The organism is Saccharothrix deserti, from assembly GCF_009769385.1.
Taxonomy (GTDB): domain Bacteria; phylum Actinomycetota; class Actinomycetes; order Mycobacteriales; family Pseudonocardiaceae; genus Actinosynnema; species Actinosynnema deserti.
Window position 1 is genome coordinate 41,729 of sequence record NZ_VKAB01000025.1, and the last position, 15,421, is coordinate 57,149.

The following is a 15,421-nucleotide window of genomic DNA, read 5'->3' on the forward strand; positions in this document are numbered from 1 at the left end:
TCGGCCTTAGGTCGGTACACACGTCACCGTGACCCGTGAGCCGATCGCAACCTCGCCGGTCGGCGCCAGGTCCGACACCAGGCACCGCTTCTCGTCCAACGGCGCGCCTCCGTCCGCGGAGTGCACCTCGGGTTCCAAGCCGTTCCCGGAGAGCTTCTTCGCGACTTCGTCCACCGGCAGGTCGACGTAGTCCGACTTCGTGATCGTCACCTTCGGTTTGCCGGGGAGTCGATCGGTGGAGTCGTCCAACGGGCGGGCGCTCGTGGTGCCCTGCGGGCTCGCCCCGTCCGGTGACGCCCCGTTGGACAGGGCGTCTTCCTTCAGCGCCCAGCGCAAGATGAGCACGCCGAGCACCAGCAGCGCTACCACCAGCACAGCGACCATAACCCACAGCACGGCGCGGTTGCGCCCCGGCGGCAAGGGTCCGGGAGGCAACGGACGGAAAGCACCCGTGTGCGGAGTGTTCATCCCTGGTGGGACGGGCTGCATGGTCGGACGGGAGCCGGGGTGGCTCACCGGGATGCCGGGATGGGTGAGCTGCGCCGGCTGCGGGGGGATGTTCGGGGGTGTCATCGGCGGAGCCGGCGCCAGGGGCGGCGCGCCGACGGCCATCGCCAGACCGGACGGCGCGGGCAGCGGCTGACCGGCCCGCACCGCGCCCACCGCGGCGGCGAACTCGCCGCCGTTGCGGTAGCGCTGGCGCGGGTCCTTGACCAGGGTCGCCTCGATCAGCGCCCGCGGACCCGGCGGCACGTCCGGCGGCAGCGGCGGCGCCAGGTCGCGGATGTGCATCATCGCGACCGTCACCGCGTTCTCCGACAGGAACGGCCGGTGCCCGCTCAGGCACTCGTAGCCGCACACGGCCAGCGCGTACACGTCCGACGCGGGCTCGGCGGCGTGACCCAGGGCCTGCTCGGGCGCGATGTAGTGGGCGGTGCCCATCACCATGCCGCTGTGCGTGACCGGCGCTGCATCGGCGGCCTTCGCGATGCCGAAGTCGGTGATCTTCACCTTGCCGGTGGGGGTCACCATGATGTTGCCCGGCTTCACGTCCCGGTGCACCAGCCCGCGCTCGTGCGCGGCCTGCAGCGCGTTGCCCGCCTGTTCCAGCAGGTCCAGCGTGCGGTCCGCGCCGAGCCTGCCGCGGGCGATGATCGCGGCCAGCGGCTCGCCCTCCACCAGCTCCATCACCAGGTACGCGGTGTCCTCCGGCCCGTCCGGGATCGACGCGGTCTCGCCGTAGTCGTGCACCGCCGCGATACCGGGGTGGTTGAGCGACGCGGTGGTGCGCGCCTCGATCCGGAACCGGTTCAAGAACTCGGCGTCGCCGCTCAGCTCCGCCTTCAGCACCTTCACCGCGACCTTGCGGTCCAGCCTGGAGTCGTCGGCCTCCCAGACCTCGCCCATGCCGCCGACCGCGATCCGCCTGCTCAGGCGGTACCGCTCGGCGAGCAACTGGCCGGAGGTCAGCATCAGCGTCCCCCGAGGTAGGCGCCGATGACCGCGCGGCCGATCGGGGCGGCGACCCGGCCACCGGTGGCCGAGAGGCCCTGCTGGCCGCCGTTCTCCACGATCACCGCGATCGCGATCTCCGGCTTCTCGGCGGGCGCGAACGCCACGTACCAGGCGTGCGGGTTGGTCGACCCCACGTCCTCGCCGTGCTCCGCGGTGCCGGTCTTGGACGCGATGGTCACGTTCCTGAGCTTGCCGCCGCCGCTGGTGTTGTTCTCCGAGGCGATCATCATGTCGCGCAGCACCGCGGCCTGGTCGGCGTCCATGGCCTCGTCGACCTCGTCCGGCTTGGTCTCGCTGATCGTCTGGAGGTCGGGCGCGAGGATCTTGCCGACCAGGTGCGGCTGCATCCGCACGCCGCCGTTGGCGATGGTCGCCGCGACCATCGCGTTGGCCAGCGGCGTCACCCGGACGTCCTTCTGGCCGATGCCCGTCTGGTACAGCGACGGCGTGTCGGAGATCGGGCCCAGCGTCGACGGCACCACCGACAGCGGGATCGTCAGGTCCTGCTCGCCGATGCCGAACTTGGCCGCCTGGTCGCGCAGCTTGTCCGCGCCCAGCTCGTTGGCCAGCACCGCGAACGCCGTGTTGCACGACTTCGCCAGTGCCTCCTCCAGCGTGGCGGTGACGCCGTTGCCGCAGTTGGTGTCGTTGAAGTTGGGCAGCGGGGTGTTCGTGCCGGGCAGCGTGATCACCGGCCTGCCGTCGACCTGGCTGTCCTTGGTCTTGCCCTCCGCCAGCGCCGCCGCGGCCACCACCAGCTTGAACGTCGAGCCGGGCGGGTAGTTCTCGTGCACCGCGCGGTTCAGCGTCGGCTTGCCCGGGTCGGCGTCGAACGCCTTCCAGGCCTCTTCCTGGGCCTCCGCGTCGTGGCTGGCGAGCACGTTCGGGTCGTAGGACGGGGTGCTGGCCATGGCCAGGATCTCCCCGGTCTGCGGCCGGATCGCGACCACCGTGCCGGTCACGTCCTGGCTCTGGAGCTGGTCGAACGCCGCCTGCTGCAACTTCGCGTCGATGGTCAGCTGGAGGCTGCCGCCCTTGGGGTCGCGACCGGTGATCAGGTCGGACACCCGGCGGGTGAACAGCCGGTCGTCCGAGCCGTTGAGCAGGTCGTCCTCGGCGCGTTCCATGCCGCCCGCGCCGTAGATCCACGAGAAGTAGCCGGTGACCGGCGCGAACACCGGACCGTTGCTGTAGGTGCGCAGGTACTCCAACCGGTCGTCGGTCTTCTGCACGGCCGCCAGCGGGGTGCCGTCGGAGGCGATGATCTGGCCCCGCTCACGCGAGTACTGCTCCAGGATCACCCGGTCGTTCAGCGGGTCCTTGCGGTAGTCGTCGCCCTTGATGACCTGCACGTACGTGGCGTTGCCCAACAGCAGCAGGAACATCGCCATCATGGCGAGGCCGACCCGGCGGAGCGGTGTGTTCATTTCGGACGCTCCACCATGACTGTGAACTGGTCGGCGATGGCCGGCTGCTGCGGGCGTGGCTTCGGCGTGGTCTTCGGCGCGCGCGCCGCGTTCGAGATCCGCAGGAGCAGCGCGGCCAGGATGTAGTTGGCCAGCAGCGACGAGCCGCCGTAGGACAGGAACGGCGCGGTGATGCCCGTCATCGGGATCAGCTTGGTCACACCGCCGACGACGATGAAGATCTGGAACGCCACCGCGAACGCCAGACCACCGCCGAGCAGCTTGCCGAACGTGTCGCGCACGGCGAGCGCGCTGCGCAGACCCCGCAGCGCGAACACGGTGTAGATCAACAGCACCGCGGACAGGCCGACGAAACCGAGCTCCTCGCCGATCACCGCGGTGATGAAGTCGGTGTTGGCCTCCGGGATCTCGTCCGGCCGTCCGCCGCCCAGTCCCGCGCCGAACAACCCGCCGGTGCCGAGGCCGAACAGCGACTCGAGGATCTGGTGACCCCTGTCGTACGGGTCCGCGAACGGGTCCAGCCAGTTCTGCACGCGGATCTGCACGTGGCCGAACAGCTTCCACGCCGCGAACGCGCCGACGCAGAACATCACCACGCCCAGCACGACCCACGCGGCCCGTTCGGTCGCCACGTACAGCAGCACCAGCACGATGCCGAAGAACAGCAGCGAGCTGCCCAGGTCCTTCTGGAGCACCATGATGCTCACGCCGACCGCCCACGCGGCGACCAGCGGACCCAGGTCGCGGGCACGCGGCAGGTCCAGACCCAGCACCCGGCGTCCGGCGATGGTGAACAGGTCCCGCTTCGACACCAGGAACGCGGCGAAGAACACCATCAGCAGGATCTTCGCGAACTCACCCGGCTGGATGGAGAACGCGCCGAAGCTCAGCCAGATCTTCGCGCCGTTGATCTCCGGCGCGATGAAGGACGGCAGCACACCGGGCAGCACCAGGGCGAACAGGCCGAGCAAGCCGAACGTGTAGCCGTAGCGGGCCAGCGTGCGGTGGTCGGACAGCACCTTCAACGCGGTGCAGAACAGCACCAGCGCGATCGCGGTCCACAGCACCTGCTTGGGCGCGGCGATCGACCAGGTGCTGCCGTCCGCGTACTTCACGTCCGCCATGGCCAGGTCGATCCGGTGGATCATGACCAGGCCCAGGCCGTTGAGCAGCGCGACGCACGGCATGATCACCGGGTCGGCGTAGGGTGCCCACTTGCGCACTGCGAGGTGCACCACGGTCAGCAGCCCCAGGTACGCCAGACCCAGCCACACGATCTGCATCGAGAGTTCCCGCTCCTGGTTGGCTTCCACCAGGATCAGGGCGCACGTCACCAGCACAGCGGCGAACGCGAGCATGAACAGTTCCGTGCTGCGTCGCGTGGGCGGCCTCAACCCGGGCGACGTGCTGCTCGCCGCCGCGAGCGGTGTGCCCTCCGCGCCGGGGACCGGCGAACCCATGCGACTACTGACCCTTTCGACAGTCCGTGCCCGGCTTCTGCACGGGCGTGGTGAGGGGAGTCCCCTCCGGAGTGGTGGACGTCGGCGCCACGGTCGAGGTTGCCGCCGGATCCGCGGTCGTGGTCGCCGTCGGCGCCGCGGCCGTGGTGGACGTCCCCGTGGTGTTCCCCGCGGTGCTCTCGGTGCTGTCCTTCCCGCAGAGCGGCAACGTCTGCTCCGTGCGCAGCCTGCGGATCGCCTCCCGGGCGCCCTCCAGGCCGTCCACGTCGGTGATGCCGTTGCGCACCACGTCCCTGGTGGCGACCTTCAGGTCGTCCACCGTGATCGGCTCGCACGCCTGCGCGCCCGGCGGGCACGAGCCCTCCACCCGGCTGTGCAGGTCGACGCCGAACACACTGCCCGTGACACCGCGGAACACCGACACCTCGCCGTTGTCCGCCGTGCCGACGTAGTACTGGCGCAGCACGTACCAGCGGGTGCCCATACCGGCCGCGGCCAGCAGCAGGAGCAGGAGCACCACCAGCGCGAACGCCTTGATCTTGTTGTTGCGCGACCGCCGGGGGTCCGGCGGCGGCTGCATCGGCTCGACCCGCTGCGGTATCGGCCGGGGCCCCGTGATGGAACTCGCCCGCGAGGCGGGCGAGTCGGGTGGGGGTGGGTCTTCGCTGCCGTCTCCGGCCGCGCCGCCCACTATCGGGGCGTCCTCCCCGAAGTCGACATCGACCACGTCGGCGATGACGACCGTCACGTTGTCGGGGCCGCCGCCCTTGAGCGCCAGCTCGATCATCCGGTCCGCGCACGCCTGCGGATCCGGGATCCGGATCGCCTCGTCCAGCGTCTCCATGCTGACCACGCCGGACAGGCCGTCCGAGCACAGCAGGTAGCGGTCGCCCGGTCGGGCCTCCCGCACCATCAGCCTCGGCTCCACCTCGTGGCCGGTCAGCGCACGCAGCAGCAGCGAGCGCTGCGGGTGCGTGGCCGCCTCCTCTTCGGTGATCCTGCCCTCGTCGATCAACGACTGCACGAACGTGTCGTCGTGCGTGATCTGCGTGAACACACCGTTGCGGAGCATGTAGGCGCGCGAGTCGCCGATGTGCACCATGCCCAGGCGCGTGCCCGCGAACAGCACGGCGGTGAGCGTGGTGCCCATGCCGTCCAGGTCGGGGTCGCTCTGCACGAGCTCGGAGATCGCGCCGTTGCCCGCGATCACCGCGTCGCGCAACTGGCCGAGCAGGTCGTCGCCGGGCTCGTCGTCGTCGAGCGGTGCCAGGGCGGCGATGACGACCTTGCTGGCGACCTCGCCCGCGGCGTGGCCACCCATGCCGTCGGCGAGCGCGAGCAGGCGGGGGCCCGCGTACACGGAGTCCTGGTTGTTCGATCGGACCAGGCCCCGGTCGCTGCGGGCCGCGTATCGGAGGACGAGGGTCATGAGCGCAGCTCGATCACCGTTTTGCCAATTCGGATCGGGGAGCCGAGCGGGACCCGGAGTGGGGCCGTGACCTTCGCCCGGTCGAGATAAGTGCCGTTCGTGGAGCCGAGGTCCTCCACGTACCAGTCGGTACCGCGCATCGACAACCGCGCGTGCCGGGTCGACGCGAAATCGTCGTCCAGCACGAGCGTGGAGTCGTCGGCGCGGCCGATCATGATCGGCCGGCCGTCCAGGGAGATGCGCGTGCCCGCCAGCGCGCCGTGTGTCACGACGAGCTGTCGGGCCGCCTTGTTGCCCCGGGCGGCCTTCTTAGCGCCTCTGCCGAACTTCGGCGTCGGGACGCGGAGCCCCGACGCCGCGTACAGGTCGGAGCGGACCACTCGAAGCGCAGCCAACACGAACAACCAGAGCAGGACGAGGAAACCCGCTCTGGTCAGCTGCATCACCAGCTCTGGCACCGGTTGTAACCGCTCCTGACTTGAGTGCCGTCACGCCTACGCTCGAATCGACCGCTCAGCCCTGGGTGCGGTAGACCAGCGAGGAGTGGCCGATGCGGACGACGTCGCCTTCCGCGAGCTGCCAAGTCTGCACTGGAGTGCCGTTCACCGTGGTGCCGTTTGTCGAACCGAGATCAGCGAGCATGGCACTGTGCCCGTCCCACGTGATTTCCAGGTGCCTCCTGGAGACCCCGGTGTCGGGAAGTCGGAAGTCCGCTTCCTGCCCGCGGCCGACCACGTTGCCACCCTGCTTGAGGTTGTAAGTGCGGTTGGAACCGTCGTCCAGGTGCAGCGTCGCGTTCAGCTGCCGGGGACCTGACTGGACCGCCGGGGGCGCGTAACCCTGTGCCGGGTCGCCGTACCCCTGCTGGCCGTAGCCCTGGTCGTAACCGGCCTGCTGACCGTAGCCGGCCTGCTGGCCGTAGCCCTGGTCGTAACCGGGCTGCTGGCCGTAGCCCTGGTCGTAGCCCTGCTGACCGTAACCGGGCTGCTGCTGACCGTAACCCTGGTCGTAGCCGGGCTGGCCGTAACCCTGGTCGTAGCCCGCGGGCTGCTGCTGGCCGTAGCCCTGGTCGTAACCGGGCTGCTGGCCGTAACCCTGTTCGTAGCCGGGCTGCTGCTGACCGTAGCCCTGTTCGTAGCCCGGTTGCTGCTGACCGTAACCCTGCTGGTCGTAGCCCTGCTGCTGCTGGCCGTAGCCGCCCTGTGCATAGGGGTCGTAGGCGGGCTGGCCCTGTCCTTGTCCGTAGCCGGGAGGCTGGCTCATGGATCCGTCTCCTGCAGTGCGAGGTGGTGCTGACCGTCGGCTGGCAACTTTCACGTCGGGGTCGACGGACGAGCTGGTTCGGAACTGTCCCGTGTGCAGCGCGTCGGAGCGCTCAAGGGAGACTACGACGTCACCATAGGTATCCCATCCGCTCTCTTCGAGGTGCTCCCGGATGGAGTCCCCCAGAAGCTGGGTGATGCGTAGTTCATCCTGGCCGTCCCCGGCAAGCCGATCGTGGTCCTGCGGACCCAGCAGGACCTGGAAGTGGTTCGGAGCGAGCAACCTGCCACCCGCCAACTCGCGGATGTTGCCCTCCGCCTCCCGCTGCAGTGCCTGGGCCACTTCCTGCGGGACGACGTTGCCACCGAACACACGCGCGAAGGTGTTGCCAACGATGCCTTCGAGACGGCGCTCGAAGCGCTGTACGAGGCCCACGGCAACCCTCCGACCCGGTCGACTTCTGCTACCGATCGTATCCGGGCTGACGTGCCGGGACACGGGCCAGTTGGTAACCCGGACGGGGACCATGCTAGTGTTCCCCACGTCGCTCCGGGCGAGTGGCGGAATGGCAGACGCGCACGGTTCAGGTCCGTGTGTCCGAAAGGACGTGGGGGTTCAACTCCCCCCTCGCCCACCAAACCAGAAGTCCCATCCACTGACGTGGGTGGGACTTCTGGTTTTTCCTGTGTTTTAGCCCTCGGCGGACGCGTGATGTGTGTCACCTGTTCGGTCGCGGCCGAACGTGGTGACCGCGGGCGGTCGGTCGATTTCGCACGGCGAGCGGTCGGCGGTGCGGTGTGCGATGCGGGTTCCGGGTCGGGTGGGCGGTCGCCGGCGGTCGTTCCAGGCGAGGAACGGACACGCTGAGCACGCGTCCGGGGGTCCGAGGACCGCCGGGGTCACCCAGACGGCAGCACCGCCGGGCCGAAGTCCCATTTCCGGTCTGCGACCGGTTACCGACCGCTCGACGCCGTCGATCGCAGGAGGCTCGTCGGCCTGGGGATGCGACCGTTCCCAGCTGGTACGCCTTACCCAGAGCACGAGTCGAACGCGGCGGACATCCCGTCGTGGTTGCCGAGGAGGCCCTGGCGTGAGCAGCACACCAGCACGGATCGCGGACACCGATGACGCCAGGGCGCTGTCGGCTACCGCTGTTCCGGTTCCCGAACTACCCGGTTCCGCCGAGGAGTTGGCGGCCGCGGCGGCCGTCCGCCTCGGCTGGCACGGCGTGGTGCTGCCCGAGATGGTTCTCATGGGGCGCAAGGTGATCGTGGTGGCGGAACTGCTGGCCGACGCGCACGCCGAGCGGCTGTGCCTCGGCGCGGGTCCCGAGCCGGACCGCACCACCGTGTCCACGTGGGTGTGGCCGGAGATGGACGGCCGCGTGCCGCCCGCCGCGGTCCGGATCGTCGGCGTGCTGGCGGTCGCCCGCCACTGGCGGACCGCGTTGGCCTCCGCGGTGCCGTTCGCCCGCTTCGGCAACGCCGCCGCCGTGCTGCCGTCGTCGGTCGCGTTCACGCACGACTACCTGGCGAACTGCCTGCCGCGGGTGCGCCGCTACGGCGTCTCGGTTTTGCTGGCCGACGAGGAGCAGCAGCTGAGCACGGATGTCGCCGGTCGCAACGAGACCGTGCCGGTCGAGGACACCGCGACCACGCGCTGGGTGAACGAACTGGTCTACGAGCAGGTGCTGACGACGGTGTCTTGACCTACGGTCGGACCATGCGGGTAGTGATCGCGGGCGGACACGGCAAGATCGCGTTGTGGGTGGAGCGGCTGTTGGCCGCGCGGGGTGACAGCGCCACGGCGTTGGTGCGCAATCCCGACCACCACGCGGATGTACTGGACGCGGGGGCGGTCCCCGTCCACTGCGACCTCGAGGCGACGGATGCCGCTTCGGTCGCGGAATTCCTGAACGGCGCGGACGCGGCGCTCTTCGCCGCGGGCGCCGGGCCCGGCAGCGGGGTGGCGCGCAAGGACACCGTGGACCGGGCCGCGTCGGCGCTGTTCGCGGAGGCCGCCGAACGGGCGGGCGTCCGGCGTTTCATCCAGATCAGCAGCACCGGCATCGGCCGCACCACGGGTGACGAGGTGTTCGACGCCTACCTGGCGGCCAAGGCCGCCGCCGAGGACGACCTGCGCGAACGTGATCTGGACTGGACGATCCTGCGGCCCGGCCGGTTGACCGACGACGAGCCGACCGGCCTGGTGCAGCTGGCCGAAACACCCCTACGGGGTTCCGTAGCGCGCGCCGACGTGGCGGCCGTCGTGGTGGCCCTCCTGGACCGCCCCGGCACCTCTCGCCGCACCTACGAACTGATCTCCGGCACCACCCCGATCCCCGACGCCTTCTAACCACGCGAGTCGAACCCTCAAGTCGCGTGAGTCGAACCTTCAGGTGGCGTGAGTCGAACGTTCAGGACCGGCGAGTTCTACGTTCAGGCCTCGCGAGTTGTCCACAGGCGCCCGCCCGACCGGCCGATCTTGTCGGTCCGATCTGGCAGGATCAAAACAAGGGATCCCCTTGGCGGGGACCCCTGCGAAGCATCGCGCCGGGCGGGTCAGCCGAGGACGCGGGCCAGGTAGGCGTTGGTGAACTTGCCGGTCGGGTCGACGTCGGCGCGGACCCGGCGGAAGTCGTCGAAGTGCGGGTAGCGGTCGCGGAGGGTGTCGGCCGTGAGGCTGTGCATCTTGCCCCAGTGCGGACGTCCGCCGACCGCGCCCGCGATCTTCTCGAACGCGTCGAAGTACCGCCGGTACGGCATCCCGAGGTACTGGTGGACGGCGATGTAGGCGGTGTCGCGGCCGTGCGCGGTGGACAGCCAGATGTCGTCGCCCTGCGCTACTCGCACTTCGACCGGCACGATCACGCCGTGATCGAGCCGGTCGACCGCCGACCGCAGTTCCCGCAGCACGTCGTGCAGCGCCGCCCGCGGCACCGCGTACTCGGTCTCCACGAATCGGACCCGGCGCGGCGTGGCGAAAACCCGGTGTGAAACGTCCCGGTAGTCGCGCTCGGAGATCAGCGCCCCGCACACCCGGTTGAGCGTCCTGGTGGTGGCCGGCACGGTCTTCGCCAGCTTGCAGACCAGCCCGAACGCCCCGTTCTCCATCACTTCGTACTCGTAGAACCGACGCAGCCGGGATAACGGCGCGGCCGGCTCGTCCACCCGGTTGTTCCGCTTCACGATCACCCGATCGGAATGCGGGAACCAGTGGAACTCCACGTGGTCCTCGACCGCGGTGAGGTGGTCGAACTCCTCCAGCACCGCGTCCAGCCGACCGGGGAACTCGCGGGCGTGCAGCACGAACGCGGGCACGCACCGCAGCGTGACCGTGCTGATCACGCCCACCGCACCGAGCCCGATCCTGGCCGCCTGGAACAGCTCGGGCCGTTCGTCGGCCGAGCACCGCACCACCGACCCGTCGGCGAGCACCAGTTCCAGCGCGACGACCTGCGTGGCGAGGCCGCCGAGCTTCGCGCCGGTGCCGTGCGTGCCGGTGGAGATGGCGCCCGCCACGGTCTGCGCGTCGATGTCGCCGAGGTTCGCCATGGCCAACCCGAGAACGTCCAGCAGGGCGTTGAGCTGCTGCAACGTCGTGCCGGACCGGACCGTGACGAGCGTGCCGGACACCTCGACGATGCCGGTCCACGCGTCGAGGTCCACCGCCACGCCGGGCGCGACCGCGATATCGCTGAACGAGTGCCCGCTGCCGCGCGGCCGCACGCTTGACGCCCCCGCCACGGCGGAGGCGATCTGGTCGACGCTCGCCGGGTGTTCCACCCGGTGTGGATTCGCGGACGCGGTGCGCGCCCAGTTCGTCCACGGGGTCCCCATGCCCACCTCCGGTGTGACGCGTTCCACGAACCGTAGGTGAAAGCTATTCACCTTTCAAGTACCGTGACGTCCATGCAGCCCCGCACGCGCCTCGACGCCGCGACGAAGGAGCACGATCCTCCGTTCGCGATCGTCGACCTGGACGCCTTCGACAGCAACGCGGCCGACCTCGCGCGCCGCGCGGGCGGGCGGCCGATCCGGGTGGCGAGCAAGTCCGTCCGGGTCCGCGCCCTCCTGGAACGGGTGCTCGCGCGGCCCGGCTTCGAGGGCGTCATGTGCTATTCGCTGGCCGAGGCGCTGTGGCTGTCGTCGGTCGACCTCTCCGAAGACCTCCTGGTCGCGTACCCGACCGTGGACCACGCCGCGTTGAAGCGGCTCGCCGACGACGACAAGGCACGCGGGCGCATCACGATCGTGGTCGACTCGACCGCCCACCTCGACCTGGTCCAGGCCGCGCTCGGCGTCGACCACCCCGAGATCCGGGTGTGCCTGGAACTGGACGTCTCGTGGCGTCCCCTGCCCGGCCTGCACATCGGCCCACGCCGGTCTCCCGTGCACACGGCACGCCAAGCGCGCGCTCTGGCGGAGGCGATCACGCGTCGGCCGGGGTTCCGGCTGGTCGGCGTGATGGCGTACGAAGGCCAGATCGCGGGCCTCGGCGACCAGCCGCCCGGCAAGCCGCTGCTCGGCGCGGTGCTGCGCTGGATGCAACGCCACTCCGCCGCCGAACTGGTGCAACGCCGCACGGACGCGGTCGCCGCCATCCGCCGGGTCACCGACCTGGAGTTCGTCAACGGCGGCGGCACGGGCAGCCTGGAGGTCACCGGCGCCGACCCGTCGGTCACCGAACTCGCCGCCGGCTCCGGCCTGATCGGGCCGACCCTGTTCGACGGCTACCGCGGTTTCCAGCCCAAGCCCGCGGTGATGTTCGCGCTGCCCGTGGTGCGCAGGCCGAAGCGGCACGTGGCCACCCTCTTCTCCGGCGGCTACATCGCGTCCGGCACCGCGACCGCCGACCGCCAGCCCTCCCCGTACCTCCCGGTCGGCCTGAACCTGCTGCCGATGGAAGGCGCGGGCGAGGTGCAGACCCCGGTGGTGGGCCGGGCGGCCGACTCACTGCGCCTCGGCGACCGCGTGTGGATGCGGCACGCCAAGGCGGGCGAGCTGGCCGAGCGGTTCACCCACTACCACGTCGTCCGAGGCGACGTGGTGGAGCGGACCGTGCCCACCTACCGGGGCGAAGGTCACTCGTTCGGGTAGAGCCAGGGCTGGGACTGGGGCTAATCCGGGAGCCGGGTCGACAGGTACCCGCGGACCAGGGCCTTGGCCTCGTCCAGGATCCGCTGGTCACCGGCGGGATCGCGGCGGAACGCCAGGTTCAGCACGCCGTCCGCCGCCTCGACCGCGATCGAGATCGGCAGCTGCAGCTCGGCGAACGGGATGTCGAACTTGGCCGAGATCATCTCCGCGATCCGGTCGGAGATGACCGTGTTGTTGTCACGCCGGTCGTCCAGCAGCCGCATGTCGACGACGTCGCCGAAGTGCAGCTTGGAGAACGCGGGCACCTCGCGGTGCATCGAGACGTACACGTCGAAGATCGAGTCGACGGCGTCCCACCAGTGCTCGAGCGTGGTCGAGGTGAACCGACCGTCCACGGTCTGGATGAACTTCTCCAGGTTGCGCAGGGTCAGCGCCTGCACGACCGCCCGCTTGTCAGGGAAGAACTGGTACAGCGAGCCGACCGCGACACCCGCGCGTTCGGCGATCGATGTCGTTGTGACTCCGTCGTAACCGACCTCCTCGATGAGCTGTGCGCAGGCTTCGAGCATCCGCTCGACGCGCTTGGCGCTGCGCTGCTGCACCGGCTGGCGGCGCAGTGGGGTCGTACTGGTCACGGCGACTCCTGCTGAATGGGCTGCGGGCCTCCATAGTGCCCGGTCCTGGACCTCTCCACTTCACTTCCCGGTGCAACACGCCTACGATCCGAATCACTTTCATGTTCTGGGAGGCTCGTGTGACCTTGTCCAACGATTTTCTGGGCGTCGACGACTTCCTCTGGGGTGTGTCGACCTCGGCCTTCCAGATCGAAGGCGCGTTCACCGCCGCCGGAAGGCAACCGTCAGCGTGGGACGCGTTCCCGGCGTTCGAGGGGCAGAACGCGTCCGTGGCGTGCGACCACTACCACCGCTACCCCGAGGACGTCGCGCTCATGCGGTCCCTCGGCGTCGGCGCCTACCGGTTCTCCGTGTCGTGGCCGCGCGTGCTCGCGGGCGACCTGGCGTTCTACGACCGGTTGGTGGACGAGCTGGTGGAGTCGGGCATCGCGCCCGTCGCCACGCTGTACCACTGGGACACACCCCTGGACCTGGAGGAAGCGGGCGGCTGGCTCAACCGCGACACCGCCCACCGGTTCGCCGAGTACACCGCCTCGGTCGCCGAACGGCTGGCCGACCGGGTCGCGATGTGGATCCCGATCAACGAACCCGCGATGGTGACGCTGCTCGGGTACGCCGTCGGGCAGCACGCACCGGGCAAGACCCTGCTCTACGACGCGCTGCCGACCGCGCACCACCTCAACCTCGCGCACGGGCTGGCCGTGCAGGCGTTGCGTTCCGCCGGAGCGCGCGCTGTGGGCACGGCGAACAACCACACGCCCGCCTGGCCCGCCGGTCCGTCCGACGTCGAGGCGGCATCGGCCTACTCCGATCTGCACAACTGGCTCTACGCCGACGCGCAGCTGGCCGGGCGCTACCCGGACTCGCTGGCCGACCGCTTGCCGATCCTGGACGGCGACCTGGCGATCACCTCGGCGCCACTCGACTTCTACGGCGTGAACTACTACAACCCGACCCGCCTGCGGTCGCCGTCCGAGGGCAACCCCCTGCCGTTCGAGATGGTGGACATCGACGAGTACCCGAAGACCGGCTTCGGCTGGCCGGTCGTGCCGTCCGGGCTGTCGGAGATGATCTCCTCGTTGCGAGATCGCTTTGTCGACCTGCCTCCGGTGTACGTGACGGAGAGCGGGTGCAGCTACCCGCACTCGGCCGAGGACACCGAGCGGATCGAGTACCTGGACGGGCACATCGAGGAGGCCCTGAAGGCGGACGTCCGCGGGTACTTCGTGTGGTCCCTGATGGACAACTTCGAGTGGGACTCGGGGTACTCGCAGCGGTTCGGCCTGGTCCACGTCGACTACGAGACGCAGCGACGCACCCCGCGTGCCTCCTACGAGTGGTACCGCGATCGGATCAAGCGATGAGCACGGAGGCGTTGGCCGAACCGGTGGTCCCGGTCCGGCGGTCGTGGATGACGTGGCTGTTCCTGGCCAACCTGGGGTTGTGGCTGGCGATCTACGCGCCGATCCAGGTGCTGCTGCCGCAACAGGCCGAGATGATCGACGCGGCCGGCAAAGAGGCGGTGTTCGGCCTGGTCACGGGCATCGGCGCACTGGCGGCGCTGGTCGCGAACCCGTTGATCGGGCTGTCGTCGGACCGGACCACGTCCCGGTTCGGGCGGCGCCACCCGTGGACGCTGGCCGGTGCGCTGATCGGCGCGGTCGGCCTGGTGGTGCTGTCGTCGGCGTCATCCGTCGGTGTGATGGTGATCGGGTGGTGCCTGGTGCAGGCCGGGTTGAACGGGATGCTCGCCAGCCTCACCTCGGCCGTGCCCGACCGGGTGCCCGTCGGGCAGCGGGCCAAGGTCGGCGGGCTGGTCGGCGTCTCGCAGATGCTCGGCACCGTGCTCGGCGCGGTCGTGGTGACGGTGCTGGTCAGCGGCCTGCCGGCGGGCTACCTGGCGTGCGCGGCGCTGGTCGTGGCCGGTGCCCTCATGTTCGTGCTGATCACCCCGGACGCGCGGTTGCCGCTCACCGCACGACCGGCGCTGCGCTGGCGTGAGCTGTGGGTGTCACCGCGGAAGCACCCGGACTTCGCCTGGGCGTGGGGTGCGCACTTCATGATCAACCTGGGTAACGCGTTCGGGACGCTGTACCTGCTGTACTTCCTCGACGACGTCGTGCGGCACCCGTCACCCGAGGACGGCCTGCTGGTGTTGATGCTGCTCTACGGGGTCGCGCTGGCGATCGGCGCGTTCGTCGTCGGCGCACACTCGGACCGGTCCGGTCGGCGGAAGCCGTACGTGCTGATGTCGGCCGGCGTGATGGCGGTGGCGGCGCTGCTGCTCGTCGCCTGGCCCACGTGGACGGCGGCGCTGATCGCGGCGCCGTTGCTCGGGGTCGGGTTCGGCGGGTACTGGGCGGTGGCGCTGGCGCTGTTGACGCAGGTCCTGCCCGCCGCGTCGGACCGCGCCAAGGACCTCGGCGTGCTGAACATCGCCAACGCGCTGCCCCAGGTGCTGGCGCCGTTGCTGACCACGTTCGTGCTGGCGTCACTCGGCGGGTACCGGGGGTTGTTCGCCGTGTCCGCGATCGCCACGCTGTGCGCGGCGGTGCTGGTGACCCGGGTTCGATCGGTGGCTTAGGGGGAGTTC

The 15,421-nt window shown here is 70.0% G+C and carries 13 protein-coding genes and 1 tRNA gene; 6 read left to right on the forward strand and 8 right to left on the reverse strand.

Features of this window, described 5'->3' with window-relative positions; all coding sequences use genetic code 11:
• Positions 1–6: 6 nt before the first annotated feature.
• From FM051_RS33475 to FM051_RS33500, 6 genes are read right to left on the reverse strand one after another with little or no spacing between them, the layout of a single operon-like run.
• Positions 7–1,473, reverse strand: a complete 1,467-nt coding sequence (locus FM051_RS33475) for a serine/threonine-protein kinase (RefSeq protein ID WP_158850477.1) — start codon at positions 1,471–1,473, stop codon at positions 7–9.
• Complete coding sequence (locus FM051_RS33480) at positions 1,473–2,942, reverse strand: peptidoglycan D,D-transpeptidase FtsI family protein (protein ID WP_158850479.1); 1,470 nt, start codon at positions 2,940–2,942, stop codon at positions 1,473–1,475. The genes FM051_RS33475 and FM051_RS33480 overlap by 1 nt, the downstream gene beginning before the upstream one ends.
• Positions 2,939–4,402, reverse strand: coding sequence for an FtsW/RodA/SpoVE family cell cycle protein (locus FM051_RS33485; protein WP_158850481.1), 1,464 nt, complete (start codon positions 4,400–4,402; stop codon positions 2,939–2,941). The genes FM051_RS33480 and FM051_RS33485 overlap by 4 nt, the downstream gene beginning before the upstream one ends.
• A 4-nt stretch (positions 4,403–4,406) precedes the next feature.
• Positions 4,407–5,831: a PP2C family protein-serine/threonine phosphatase gene (locus FM051_RS33490; RefSeq protein ID WP_158850483.1), complete on the reverse strand. Its 1,425-nt coding sequence runs from the start codon at positions 5,829–5,831 to the stop codon at positions 4,407–4,409.
• Positions 5,828–6,289 carry an FHA domain-containing protein FhaB/FipA gene (locus tag FM051_RS33495; RefSeq protein ID WP_158850485.1) on the reverse strand — a complete coding sequence of 154 codons (462 nt, stop codon included), beginning with the start codon at positions 6,287–6,289 and terminating at the stop codon, positions 5,828–5,830. The genes FM051_RS33490 and FM051_RS33495 overlap by 4 nt, the downstream gene beginning before the upstream one ends.
• A 55-nt stretch (positions 6,290–6,344) precedes the next feature.
• Entirely contained in the window at positions 6,345–7,529 is a 1,185-nt protein-coding gene (locus FM051_RS33500; RefSeq protein WP_158850487.1) for a DUF3662 and FHA domain-containing protein, read from the reverse strand.
• A 116-nt stretch (positions 7,530–7,645) separates the two neighbouring features.
• On the opposite strand from FM051_RS33500, the gene FM051_RS33505 reads away from it, so the two are divergent.
• The 3 genes from FM051_RS33505 (at position 7,646) to FM051_RS33515 (ending at position 9,449) form a co-directional block, all read left to right on the forward strand.
• Positions 7,646–7,731: transfer RNA gene (locus tag FM051_RS33505), tRNA-Leu, on the forward strand.
• A 453-nt stretch (positions 7,732–8,184) separates the two neighbouring features.
• The gene (locus FM051_RS33510; RefSeq protein WP_158850489.1) at positions 8,185–8,802 is read left to right on the forward strand and encodes a hypothetical protein; all 618 of its coding nucleotides are present in this window, start codon (positions 8,185–8,187) and stop codon (positions 8,800–8,802) included.
• A 14-nt stretch (positions 8,803–8,816) separates the two neighbouring features.
• Positions 8,817–9,449, forward strand: a complete 633-nt coding sequence (locus FM051_RS33515) for an NAD(P)H-binding protein (protein ID WP_158850491.1) — start codon at positions 8,817–8,819, stop codon at positions 9,447–9,449.
• 206 nt (positions 9,450–9,655) lie between these two features.
• On the opposite strand, the gene FM051_RS33520 is transcribed toward FM051_RS33515, so the two are convergent.
• Entirely contained in the window at positions 9,656–10,933 is a 1,278-nt protein-coding gene (locus FM051_RS33520) for a D-arabinono-1,4-lactone oxidase (protein WP_158850493.1), read from the reverse strand.
• A gap of 72 nt (positions 10,934–11,005) precedes the next feature.
• Here FM051_RS33520 and FM051_RS33525 point away from each other — a divergent pair, with 72 nt between their 5' ends.
• Entirely contained in the window at positions 11,006–12,193 is a 1,188-nt protein-coding gene (locus tag FM051_RS33525; protein ID WP_158850495.1) for an amino acid deaminase/aldolase, read from the forward strand.
• A gap of 20 nt (positions 12,194–12,213) precedes the next feature.
• On the opposite strand, the gene FM051_RS33530 is transcribed toward FM051_RS33525, so the two are convergent.
• Positions 12,214–12,828, reverse strand: coding sequence for a TetR/AcrR family transcriptional regulator (locus tag FM051_RS33530; RefSeq protein WP_158850497.1), 615 nt, complete (start codon positions 12,826–12,828; stop codon positions 12,214–12,216).
• A 119-nt stretch (positions 12,829–12,947) separates the two neighbouring features.
• On the opposite strand from FM051_RS33530, the gene FM051_RS33535 reads away from it, so the two are divergent.
• Together FM051_RS33535 and FM051_RS33540 are read left to right on the forward strand one after the other, a co-directional pair.
• Positions 12,948–14,192 (forward strand): glycoside hydrolase family 1 protein, encoded by a 1,245-nt coding sequence (locus FM051_RS33535; RefSeq protein ID WP_238412833.1) that lies wholly within the window; start codon positions 12,948–12,950, stop codon positions 14,190–14,192.
• Positions 14,189–15,412, forward strand: a complete 1,224-nt coding sequence (locus tag FM051_RS33540; RefSeq protein WP_158850501.1) for an MFS transporter — start codon at positions 14,189–14,191, stop codon at positions 15,410–15,412. Before FM051_RS33535 ends, FM051_RS33540 begins: the two co-directional genes overlap by 4 nt.
• Positions 15,413–15,421: the final 9 nt, after the last annotated feature.